Source organism: Microbispora sp. H10949, assembly GCF_014161435.1.
Taxonomy (GTDB): Bacteria; Actinomycetota; Actinomycetes; order Streptosporangiales; family Streptosporangiaceae; genus Microbispora; species Microbispora triticiradicis.
The window spans coordinates 1-11,024 of record NZ_JABBWZ010000002.1 but is presented as its reverse complement, the minus strand read 5'-3'; the positions used below and the strand labels follow the sequence as shown (position 1 = coordinate 11,024).

General features: G+C 71.1%; 9 protein-coding genes. 6 read left to right on the top strand and 3 right to left on the bottom strand.

Going from position 1 to position 11,024, the window contains the following annotated elements:
- Positions 1–32: 32 nt before the first annotated feature.
- Positions 33–1,256, top strand: a complete 1,224-nt coding sequence (locus tag HHX40_RS04225) for an ATP-grasp domain-containing protein (RefSeq protein ID WP_182879517.1) — start codon at positions 33–35, stop codon at positions 1,254–1,256.
- Positions 1,256–2,512, top strand: coding sequence for an MFS transporter (locus HHX40_RS04220; protein ID WP_182879516.1), 1,257 nt, complete (start codon positions 1,256–1,258; stop codon positions 2,510–2,512). Before HHX40_RS04225 ends, HHX40_RS04220 begins: the two co-directional genes overlap by 1 nt.
- A 219-nt stretch (positions 2,513–2,731) precedes the next feature.
- Here the strand turns inward: HHX40_RS04220 and HHX40_RS04215 are convergent, their stop codons facing one another.
- Both HHX40_RS04215 and HHX40_RS04210 read right to left on the bottom strand, forming a co-directional pair.
- Entirely contained in the window at positions 2,732–3,232 is a 501-nt protein-coding gene (locus tag HHX40_RS04215) for an FBP domain-containing protein (protein WP_138460588.1), read from the bottom strand.
- Between the two features lie 75 nt (positions 3,233–3,307).
- Positions 3,308–3,934 carry a class I SAM-dependent methyltransferase gene (locus tag HHX40_RS04210; RefSeq protein ID WP_182879515.1) on the bottom strand — a complete coding sequence of 209 codons (627 nt, stop codon included), beginning with the start codon at positions 3,932–3,934 and terminating at the stop codon, positions 3,308–3,310.
- 206 nt (positions 3,935–4,140) lie between these two features.
- Here HHX40_RS04210 and HHX40_RS04205 point away from each other — a divergent pair, with 206 nt between their 5' ends.
- Positions 4,141–5,385 carry a CoA transferase gene (locus HHX40_RS04205; RefSeq protein WP_310737945.1) on the top strand — a complete coding sequence of 415 codons (1,245 nt, stop codon included), beginning with the start codon at positions 4,141–4,143 and terminating at the stop codon, positions 5,383–5,385.
- 14 nt (positions 5,386–5,399) lie between these two features.
- Here the strand turns inward: HHX40_RS04205 and HHX40_RS04200 are convergent, their stop codons facing one another.
- Positions 5,400–6,881: an endo-1,4-beta-xylanase gene (locus HHX40_RS04200; protein ID WP_182879513.1), complete on the bottom strand. Its 1,482-nt coding sequence runs from the start codon at positions 6,879–6,881 to the stop codon at positions 5,400–5,402.
- Between the two features lie 719 nt (positions 6,882–7,600).
- Here HHX40_RS04200 and HHX40_RS36255 point away from each other — a divergent pair.
- The 3 genes from HHX40_RS36255 to HHX40_RS04185 form a co-directional block, all read left to right on the top strand.
- On the top strand, positions 7,601–8,782 hold the full coding sequence (locus HHX40_RS36255) for a cellulose binding domain-containing protein (RefSeq protein ID WP_259403289.1): 1,182 nt from the start codon (positions 7,601–7,603) through the stop codon (positions 8,780–8,782).
- 69 nt (positions 8,783–8,851) lie between these two features.
- On the top strand, positions 8,852–10,237 hold the full coding sequence (locus tag HHX40_RS04190) for a PHB depolymerase family esterase (RefSeq protein WP_310737944.1): 1,386 nt from the start codon (positions 8,852–8,854) through the stop codon (positions 10,235–10,237).
- 36 nt (positions 10,238–10,273) lie between these two features.
- On the top strand, positions 10,274–11,024 hold a 751-nt coding region (locus tag HHX40_RS04185; protein ID WP_220498711.1), incomplete at its 3' end, for a cellulose-binding domain-containing protein.

Sequence of the window (11,024 nt, the reverse complement as noted above, 5' to 3'; positions counted from 1 at the left end):
CGCCCTGTTGACTCCGACCCACGGAAACGACGATGCCGGACCGCCCGCACTACCTCGTCGTCAACCGCTACGACGACAGCGACGCGGAGTACTTCCGCTACTGCGCCGACCAGCCGTGCGACCTGTCGTACCTGACCCTGCCCATGCGGACGACGGCGCTGGGCCCGGTCGAGCCGGGCCGGGTCGGCACGGTCCCCGATCTGCGGCTCGCCACGTTGGTGCCGGCCGCGCGGGACCTCGCCGAGCGGTACGGGCGGTTCGAGGGCGTCGCCGCGCTCTCCGAGTTCGACGTGCTGACGGCGGCGCTGCTGCGCGAGGAGTTCGGCGCGCCGGGCCCGGGCGCGGACCTGGTGCGGGCGTTCAAGGACAAGATCGTGATGAAGGAGCGGCTCGCCAAGCGCGGCCTGCCGGTGCCGCGGTTCATGGAACTGGGCGCCTCCACCACGATCGCCGAGATCACCGCCGGGATCGGTTTCCCGCTTGTCCTCAAGCCACGGGCCGAGGCCGGCTCCGTCGGCGTCCGGATCATCCGTGACGAGGAGGAGCTCGCGGCCGAACTCGACGGCCTCGACGTCACGGCGTTCGAGTGCGAGGAGTTCGTCTCCACCGAGATCTACCACGCGGACGGAGTCCTCTCCGAGGGGCTGCCGCACTTCCTGAGCGTGTCCGGCTACGTCAACACGCCCCTGGACTTCCTGCGGGGCAGGCCGCTCGGCTCGGCGACGCTGGACCCGGGCCCGCTCCGGGACGAGATCCGGGAGTTCGCCGTCGCGTGTCTCAGGGCTCTCGGCCTGGAGACCGGCTGCTTCCACCTCGAAGTCATCCGCCGGCCCGACGGCGGTCTGGTGTTCCTCGAGGCGGGGATGCGCGCCGGCGGGGCGGAGGTGCCCTACGTCCACCGGGAACTCCACGGCATCGACCTGGTGACGGAGAGCTTCCGCACGGTCCTGGGCATCCCGCTGGAGTCGGCGGGCGCCCGCTTCGGCGACGCCCCGGCGGGCTGGGTGGTGATGCCCGAACCCGGCCTCCGCCCCGGCCGGGTGGTCCGCCGTACGGCGATGACGGGCACCGTCCCCCAGGTGTACGCCGAGGTGCTGCCGGAGCCGGGGGACGTCTTCGACGGGACCGGCGGCTACTTCCACGTACCCGGGCGCTTCAGGCTGACCGGGCCGGACGAGCGCAGCGTCCGCGCCGCCGCCCGGAGGGTCATGCGGGAGTACGCGGTCGAGTTCGAGCCGGCGGGCCACACACCCTGATGGCCGCGGTCCACTGGCGCAACCTCGCGGAACTGGCCAGATTCACGCAGTTCCGCAACCAGTTCCTCGCGAGCGCCCTCTCCGCGGCCGGCAGCGCCATGACACCCGTCGCGCTCTCCTTCGGCGTGCTCGACGCCACCGGCTCCGCGGCCGACCTCGGCCTGGTGCTGGCGGCGTACTCGGCGGCTCAGATCGTGTTCATGCTGGGCGGCGGTGTGTGGGCCGATCGCCTGCCGCGCAAGCGCCTGATGGTGCTGTCCGACGGCATCAGCGCGGCCTCACAGATCACGTTCGGCCTGCTCCTGCTCACCGGGCATCCGCCGCTGTGGGCGATGATCGCGCTGCACGGCCTCGCCGGTGCGGCGAGCGCCCTGTTCATGCCCGCGTCGGTCGGCCTGGTCGCCGAGACCGTGCCGCCGCGGCTGCTGCAGGAGGCCAACGCCCTGCTGTCGCTCACCCGCAACGTCTCGGTGAGCGTCGGGCCGATGATCGCGGGGATGGCGGTGGTCCTGGCCGGCGCCGGCTGGGTGCTCGTCGCCGACGGGCTGACCTTCCTGGGCAGCCTGCTGTTCCTCCGCCGGCTGGCGGTCCCCGCCCGGCCCGCGGCCGTGGGCGGCGGTTTCCTCCGTGACTTCCGCGGCGGATGGCAGGAGGTCGCGAAGCGATCGTGGGTCTGGACGGGCATCGCCATGTTCATGATCTTCAACTTCGTCTACTCCTTCCTCTACGTGCTGGGCCCGGTGTCGCTGTCCGGCTCGGACAACGGCGGCCTGCTCTGGGGGGCCGTGACCGCGAGCCTCGGAATCGGCGACGTGCTGGGCAACGCGCTCGCCGTACGGTTCCGGCCGCGCCGCCTCCTGTTCACCGGGCGGCTCATGATGCTGCCGGCGGCCCCGCTGATCGTCGTCCTCGGAACCGCGCCGGAACCGATCCCGCTCATCGTCTGCGGGCTGCTGGCCGGGATCGCGACCACCTTCCCGAACACCCTGTGGGAGACGGCGCTCCAGCAGCACATCCCCAACTCGTCGCTGTCGCGGGTCTCGTCCTTCGACTACGCGGGATCCTTCATCCTGAGACCGGCCGGGCTCGCCGTCACGGCCCTCGCCGCCTCGGCTTTCAACACCCAGGTGACGTTGACCGCGGGCGCCGCGCTCATCGTCCTGGCCGTGACCGCGAGCCTGCTCGACCGCGGCACCCGCGCACTGGTCCGCAACGAACCGCAGGAGCAGCCGGCCACCTCCGGCACACCAGGCTGAAGCCCGCACCGGCCCACGACAAGCGCACGGCGGGCGCCACGATGCGCGGACTGTAGACGTCGTCGAACGACGCCAGCGCCTCGGTCAGGTTGACGGGCTTCGTGTTCATGCCACCGATTCTCTCCGGCCGCCCGCCGCTTTCGAGCAGGTGCTTCAACCGGGCGAGGTCGGCCTGTACGAGGCTCGCGTCGCGGGCGAAATCCTCGTCGGTCATGTCGGTCAGCCGTTCGCGACCTTGTCGAGGAAGGAGTCGAGGTTGGCCCGGGTGCGGGCGGCCTTCTCCTCCACGGTCAGGGACTCGTCGACGATCCCCGCCCCGGGGGCCTCCTTCTTCCCGCGCAGGTAGAGGGAGCAGTCGAGGTCGGTGCACAGGTACTGCCCGACGGTGTTCCCCTGACGGCCCGCCTCGCCGGTCCGGCGCGCGGTCATCAGCGCCACGCCGCCGCTGGTGTGGGTGGTCAGGCACAGCGAGCACATGCTGCGGGAGGTGAAGGCGCGCGAGGCGCCGGAGGTCACCCGGAGCGCGATGCCGACGAGGGAGCCGTCGCGTTCGGCCACCAGGTACGCCCGCTCCGGTGCGCCTGGGTCCCGCCAGCCGAGGAAGTCGAGGTCCTCCCACGGACGATCCGGGAGGTCCCTGGGCAGCCCGAGACGCTTGGCCTCGCCCTTGGAACAGTTGATGAACGACGTACGCACTTCGTGCTCGGTGACCGGCCTCATGAGCGGCGAGGCTAGTCATTCCTAATGACACTAGGCAAATGGTTAAAACCCATAGGCGATCACGCCGCACCCGTGTCAGGGCCGTACGGCCAGCACCCGGAAGCCGACGCCGCGCGCCGTCCGGGTCACCGGCTCGATCCGGAACCCCGCCCGCTCCAGGTACGGCCGGGGGTCACGGGTGAGGTGGTCGGCCTCGAACCGTACGAACAGCGGCTCCACCAGCCGCATTCCGGCCCGGAGGATCGGGTTGCGGGCCGGCCCGTGCTCGGCCAGCACGAACCGCCCGCCCGGCCTGAGCACCCGGTAGGCCTCACGCGCCGCGGCGGCGGGATCGGGAATCGTGCACATCGTGAACGTGGACAGGACGGTGTCGGCGATGCCGTCAGGCAGGTCGAGGCGCTGCACGTCGCCCTGCCGCAGTTCCACCCGGGCGCCGAGACCGGCCTGCGCCACCCGCCGCCGCGCCAGGTCCAGCATGCGCTCGGACAACTCGATCCCGATCACGGTGGTCCCGGCGTCGTACAGCGGCAGGTTCAGCCCGGTGCCGACCGCGATCTCCACGACGTGTCCGCGCGCCTGCCCGACGGCCCACTCCCGGCTGCCGGGGAACAGACGCCTCTCCCAGGCCCGCATCTGGTCGTCGTACCGATCCGCGATCCGGTCGAACACCCGTCGTACGTCGGCGTCGGTGGTAACCCGCATGAAGCGACCCTTCCGCGTGGAAACTTCGCGAATCACTTCAGGCTAGGCCACGCTGCCGGAGGTGACCGGAATGCCGGAAACTCGGCCGCAAGACCGATCGGAAGCCACCACCGGCCTCACCCGGCCTTAGCGTGGTGAACGTCCCGGTACCCATGGAGCCCCGAACGAGGAGACCTGATGTGCGACCCCGAGCCGGAGGCGCGGTCGTGACCCGTCCGCTCCACGGCGTGCTCGTCGCCGACTTCAGCCGTGTGCTGGCCGGCCCGTCCTGCACGATGACCCTGGCCGACCTGGGCGCGACCGTGATCAAGGTCGAGCGCCCCGGCACCGGAGACGACACCCGTTCGTGGGGACCGCCGTGGTCCGCCACGTCCTCGACGTACTTCGAGAGCGTGAACCGCACCAAGCGGAGCGTCACGCTGGACCTGGACGATCCGGCCGACCTGACGCTCGCCCGCGAGCTGGCCCGGCGCGCCGACGTGCTCGTGGAGAACTTCAGGCCGGGCGCGCTCGACCGGCGCGGGCTGGGTTACGCGCAGGTGGCGGCCGCGAACCCGGGCGTCGTCTACTGCACGATCAGCGGCTTCGGCCCGGGCGCCGGAGCCGGGCTGCTGGGTTACGACTTCATCGTCCAGGCCGTGGGCGGGCTCATGTCGGTCACCGGCGCGGCCGACGGGGAGCCGGCGAAGGCCGGCGTGGCCCTGGTCGACGTGCTGACCGGCAAGGACGCGGCCATCGGGATCCTGGCCGCGCTGACCGCCCGGGCGAACACCGGCAGGGGATGCCACGTCGAGGTGAACCTGCTGTCCAGCCTGCTGGCCGCGCTGGTCAACCAGGCCCAGGGCTACCTGGAGACCGGCGTGCCGCCGGGGCGGATGGGCAACCGCCACCCCTCCATCGCGCCGTACGAGACCCTGCGCTGCCGGGACGGCCTGCTCGCCGTGGCCTGCGGCAACGACGGGCAGTTCGCCCGGCTGACCCGCGTGCTCGGCGATCCCGGCCTGGCCACCGACGAACGCTTCGCGACGAACGCCGCCAGAGTGGCCAACCGCGAGGAACTCGTCGCGGCGCTGGAAGGCCTCCTCGCCGCCGCCGACGCGGCCGAATGGCAGGAACGGCTGACCGCCGAGCAGGTGCCGGCGGGCTGCGTCGCCGACATCGCCGAGGCGTTCGGCCTGGCGGAGCGCCTCGGCCTGACGCCGGCCGTACGCCCCCGGCCGGACCGCGCGCCGCAGGTGCGCCACCCCGTGAGCTACTCCGAGGACCTGGTCCGCCCGGCGGAGCCGCCTCCGGCGCTCGGCGAGCACGACGCCGCCGTACGCGCCTGGCTCGCCTCGGCCGGCGGGTCGCTCGCGGATCTCGATCCGGTCGATCCGGCCACGCCGCCTCCCGTCGACGTCTCCGGTGCTCGGGGGGAGGTCCCGCGCACCGGAGGCGTCAGGGGTGGCTGATCAGGAGTTGTGGATCAGGGGCTGGTGCAGGTGGCGGTGGGGGTGGCCGCGGTGCCGTTGGCGGTGAAGCCGAACGTCGTGGACGCGCCCGCCGCGATCGAGCCGTTGTAGGACTCGTTGGTGACCGTCACCGAGGAACCGGACGAACTCTGCCGGCCGTTCCACAGGCTGCTGATGGTCTGGCCGCCCGGCCAGGTCCACTTCACGGTCCAGCCGTTGACCGCCGAGCTGCCCGCCTGCACCGTCACCTCGGACTGGAACCCGCCGCCCCAGCTGTTGATCGTCTTGATCGTCGCCGAGCATCCGCCGGGAGCCGGGGACGTCGACGGCGAGGCCGACGGGCTCGCGCTGGGACTCGCGCTCGGACTGGCGCTCGGGCTCGCACTGGGACTGGCGCTGGGGCTTTGGGACGGCGAAGCACTGGGTGACGGGCTCGTGCTGGGGGTCGCCGCGTTGAGCGCGTTCAGGACCGAGGTGTAGGCCTGCTTCTTGTTGAAGTTCCCGTCGAACAGCAGCGGGGTGTCGCCGCTGCGCCATGACCACTTGTCGGTGATGCCCCACACGGTTATGCCGGTGCAACGCGGCACGGCCGTGCAGGCCTGGACGACGCGGCGGTAGGCGTCGGCCTGGGTGGAGCCCGAACCGCCGACGTCGAGCTCGGTGATCTGCACGTCGACGCCGAGCGCGGCGAACTGCGCGATGTTCTGCTGGTAGTTCGACGGCGGGTTGCCGAAGTGCGACTGCAGGCCCACGCAGTCGATCGGCACGCCACGCGCCTTGAAGTCCTTCACCATGTTGTAGACGCCCTGCGTCTTGGCGGCGGTGGCGCTGTCGATGTTGTAGTCGTTGTAGCAGAGCTTCACGTTCGGGTCGGCGGCCCGCGCGGCGCGGAAGGCCTCCTCGATGAAGCCCTTGCCCAGTTTCTGGGTGAAGATCGAGTCGCGCAGCGTGCCGACCGCGCCGCCGTCGGCGAACGCCTCGTTGACCACGTCCCAGGCGAAGACCTTGCCCTTGTAGTGGTTCATGACCTGGGTGATGTGGTTGGTCATCGCCGAGCGCAGGTCACTGGCCGACATGTTGTTGTTGATCCAGCTGGGCAGCTGGGCGTGCCACACCAGGGTGTGACCGCGGACCTTCATGCCCTTGCTGACCGCGTGGTTGACGATCTGGTCGGCCGAGCCCCAGTTGAACGAGTTGCGGGACGGCTCGATCGGCCCCCACTTCATCTCGTTCTCCGCGGTGACCCCGTTGAACTCCCGGTCCCACGTCGCCACGTAGGTCGAGTCGTTCAGGTGGCCGGCCGCGATCGCGGTGCCGAAGTAGCGGCCGCTCTGCGCGGCGGCCGCCCCGAGGGTGCTCGCCGCGGCATTGGCCGGGAGGGTGGCGGACAGGGCCGTCACCACCCCGAGTACGCCGAGAGCCCCGGCGGCCAGCACCCGGCGGGAACCGCTGAGCGGTCGCCTGGCGCCACCGGCGGATAGGGGGAAATCGCTCATGCCTGAGCCTCCACTGCTGCATCACTGAAAGGGAAACGCGAGGACGCGCCCCCGCGGGAAGACGCCACGCCCGGGACGCACGACGATCGGCGTCACGAACGGCGGCCTCCGCCGTCCACCACCAGGTCCGGCAGAAAGAGGCCGCTTCGGAAAGTCAGTCTGGAAATCTCCACGAAACGTGTCAAGACTGCGTCGGAGAGGCTGGAGCCGTCTCCCTGCCGCAGCCGCACGCGCCGGGCGCGTGGCACGCACCGCCACCGCGCTTTCCCGCCGCCTCGTCATCCGTTTCGGGACGGTGCCGGCTTGATGAATGTTTCAGCACCCCGCCCACCTCGGCATGTGCGCCGCCCGCCCATCGGAGCAGTTGAGGCCCGCCCGGCGGCACGGCGCCCGGGCGGGCGGATCCGGCTCGCTTGACGGGACCTGACCCCGTCGTATTGGCTCCGCCGCACCACCACCGACATCGACGCCTATGAGAAGGGCGGGCCCGGCAGCGTACGTGTGAGCGTTAACAAGCCTTGACTCGCCTTCGCGCACGGAGGCGGGGTGATCCCCCGCCGCAGAGGGCCGCCGAGGCTCCGGTCGGCGCGCCGACGCGCCGCCCGCCTCGCACCCGTGCTCGGTTCCCGCAAGCCCCAAGCACCATCCGCGGCCACGACAGCCAGTGTGAGCGTTAACAGAAGATTTCTCCTAATAGATCACATTCTTCGGGAGTACTGATGAAGATCCCTCGCGTTCGGCTCTGGCCCACCGTCGGCGTCGACGCCACGGCCGGCACCACCATGCTCGTGCGGACGAGGCGGTTGGCCGCGATCCTCCTGGCTCTCGCCCTGCCGGTGCTCGGTACGGTGCTGGGGGCGGGCGCCGCGAGCGCGGAGTCCAACGGCGGGGTTCGGGTGATGCCGCTGGGCGACTCGATCACCGAGGGCACCCAGGTGCCGGGCGGGTACCGGATCGGGCTGTGGCAGCGCCTGGCCGCCGGCCGCTACACCGTGGACTTCGTCGGCTCGCAGTACAACGGGCCGGGCAACCTGGGCGACCACGACCACGAGGGCCACCCCGGCTGGCGGATCGACCAGATCGACGCCAACATCACCGGCTGGCTGCGCAGCTACACCCCCCGCACCGTGCTGCTGCACATCGGCACCAACGACGTGCTGCAGAACTACAACGTCTCCTCCGCCCCCCAGCGGCTGTCCACCCTGATCGACCACATCACCTCGGCCGCGCCCAACGCCGAGGTGTTCGTCGCCACGATCATCCCGCTGTCGAACTCCGGCCAGGAGTCGGCCGCCCGCACCTTCAACGCCGCCGTCCCCGGGATCGTGCAGTCGAAGGTCAACAGCGGCAAGCACGTCCACCTGGTCGACATGCACAGCAAGCTCACCACCGGCGACCTCATCGACGGCATCCACCCCACCGCGAACGGCTACGACAAGATGGCCGCCGCCTGGTACGCCGCCCTCCAGTCGGTCCCGGGCAGCCTCGGCCAGGCGCCCAGCCCGAGCCCCAGCCCGTCGGCGAGCCCCAGCGCGAGTCCCAGCGCCAGCCCGTCGGCGAGCCCCTCGACGAGCCCTTCGACGGGCCCGACGCCGGGCAACAGGTCGTGCTTGGCCAGGTACACGCTGACCGGGCAGTGGCAGGGCGGTTTCCAGGCCGACGTGACCGTCACCGCGGGCGGATCGCCCATTTCCTCCTGGACCGTCGCCTGGCGGTTCAGCGACGGCCAGACGGTCACCCAGTCGTGGAACGCCACGATCACCTCAAGTGGATCAGAGGTCACCGCCCGGAACGTGAGCTACAACGGCGCGCTCGGCGCCGGCGCGAGCACGCAGTTCGGCTTCCTCGGCAGCTCGAACGGCGCCAACAGCGTGCCGTCCGTGACCTGCACCGCGATCTGACGAACTTGGCAGCCGGGCGGCTCCCGGGCCGGTGAGGCCCGGGAGCCTCCGCGCACGAAAGGACCTCCTGTGAAACGAAGGCTCAGATCCATACTGGCCGCCGCCTCGTTGCCCCTGGTACTCGTCGGCATGCTGCTGGCCGCCCACCCCGCCGCGGCCGCCTCGCTCACCCGCATCACCGGGTTCGGCACCAACCCGACCAACCTCAACATGTACCTCTACGTCCCCGACCGGGTCGCCGCCCGCCCCGGTCTGCTGGTCCTGGTCCACTACTGCGGCGGCTCGGCCAGCGCGATCTTCAACGGCAACGGCCACGACTACGTCACCGCCGCCGACCGCTACGGCTACATCATCGTGGTCCCCGAGGCCACCCGCAGCGAGAAGTGCTTCGACGTGTCCACCCCCGCAGCACTGCGCCGCGACGGCGGCAGCGACTCCACCGGCATCATGGCCATGGTCAACTACACCCGCCAGCGCTACAACGTCGACCCCGGCCGCATCGTGGTCAGCGGCTTCTCCTCCGGCGCCATGATGACCAACGTCCTGGCCGCCGAATACCCCGACGTGTTCTCCGCCGCCTCCGCCTTCTCCGGCGTCCCGGCCGGCTGCTTCGCCACCACCAACGGGTCGCTCTGGAACAGCCAGTGCTCCGGCGGCCAGATCATCAAAACCGCCCAGCAGTGGGGCGACCAGGCCCGCGCCATGTACCCCGGATACACCGGCCGCTACCCCCGCATGCAGCTGTGGCACGGCACCACCGACACCACCCTGCACTACAACAACTTCGGTGAAGAGATCAAGCAGTGGACCAACCTCAACGGGTTGAGCCAGACCCCCGCCTTCACCGACCACCCCCAGTCCTCCTGGACCCGGACCCGGTACGGCAACACCGGCACCCAGGCCACCGTCGAGGGCATCAGCATCTCCGGCGTCGGCCACCAGCTCCCCATGAGCGGCCAGCTCGCCTACGCCATCTCCTTCCTCGGCCTCGACGCGCCGAGCACCTCCATGTCGCCGTCGCCGTCTCCGTCCGCGTCTCCCACGCGGTCTCCGTCGCCCTCGCCGTCGCCCTCCCCGTCGGCCTCCCCGTCGCCGTCGCCGAGCGCCTCCCCGAGCACCTCGCCGTCCGGTCAGCCGGGCGCCTGCCGCGTCAGCGCGACCGTCAACAGCTGGGCCAACGGCCTGACCGAGGACATCACCGTCACCAACACCGGCTCGTCCGCCGTCAACGGCTGGTCGCTGGCCTTCACCCTGCCCGGCGGGCAGACCATCACCAACGGCTGGAACGCCACCTACTCGCCCACCAGCGGCCAGGTCACGGCGACCAACGTGAGCTACAACGGCTCGATCCCGCCCGGCGGCTCCGTCCAGATCGGCTTCCAGGCCACGCACACCGGCAACGCCGGCAAGCCCACCTCGTTCACGCTGAACGGCGCCACCTGCACCGTGTCCTGACGACACAGCCCAAGACCCATACTCTGGAGGACTTCAGTGCCCCCCATTCGACATCGGCGCTGGCTCGCGGCCGCGATGGCCGCCGCGCTCGGCGCTCTCGGAGTCACGACCGCAGGCACGGCCCAGGCCGCCGCGGGCTGCGAGGTCACCTACACGGTGACCAGTTCGTGGCCGGGCGGCTTCGGCGCCGACGTGAAGGTGTCCAACCTGGGCGACCCGATCAACGGCTGGAAGCTGACCTGGACGTTCACCGCCGGGCAGACCATCACCCAGCTCTGGAACGGCACCCACACCCAGTCGGGCGCGCAGGTCACGGTGAGCGACGCGGGCTACAACGCGTCGATTCCCACCGGCGGCAGCACGAGCTTCGGCTTCAACGGCGGGCTGAGCGGCTCGGCCAACCCGGTGCCGACGAACTTCGCCGTCAACGGCACCGCCTGCACCGGCACCGTGACCAGCAGCCCCTCGCCCAGCCCGTCGCCGAGCCCCAGCGCCAGCCCGTCGCAGAGCCCTTCACAGAGCCCGTCCCCCAGTCCGTCACCCAGCCCGTCCCCCAGCCCGTCGCCGAGTGCCTCGCCCAGCCCGTCGCCGAGTCCGTCGGCCACTCCGAGCGGGCCGTGGCCGCCATCGTCGACGTACTCCAACCCGGTGCTGTGGGACGACCTGGCCGACATCGACATCATCCGGGTCGGTGACACCTACTACTACTCCGCCTCCACGATGCACTACTCGCCCGGCGCGCCGGTCCTGCGCTCCTACGACCTGGTGCACTGGGAGTACGCCGGCC

Excerpts from the sequence above, each read along its gene's own strand:
- HHX40_RS04215 (WP_138460588.1), bottom strand. The coding sequence starts at position 3,232 with ATGAGGCCGGTCACCGAGCACGAAGTGCGTACGTCGTTCATCAACTGT.
- HHX40_RS36255 (WP_259403289.1), top strand. The coding sequence starts at position 7,601 with ATGAAGATCCCTCGCGTTCGGCTCTGGCCCACCGTCGGCGTCGACGCC.
- HHX40_RS04210 (WP_182879515.1), bottom strand. The coding sequence starts at position 3,934 with ATGCGGGTTACCACCGACGCCGACGTACGACGGGTGTTCGACCGGATC.
- HHX40_RS04200 (WP_182879513.1), bottom strand. The coding sequence starts at position 6,881 with ATGAGCGATTTCCCCCTATCCGCCGGTGGCGCCAGGCGACCGCTCAGC.
- HHX40_RS04220 (WP_182879516.1), top strand. The coding sequence starts at position 1,256 with ATGGCCGCGGTCCACTGGCGCAACCTCGCGGAACTGGCCAGATTCACG.
- HHX40_RS04225 (WP_182879517.1), top strand. The coding sequence starts at position 33 with ATGCCGGACCGCCCGCACTACCTCGTCGTCAACCGCTACGACGACAGC.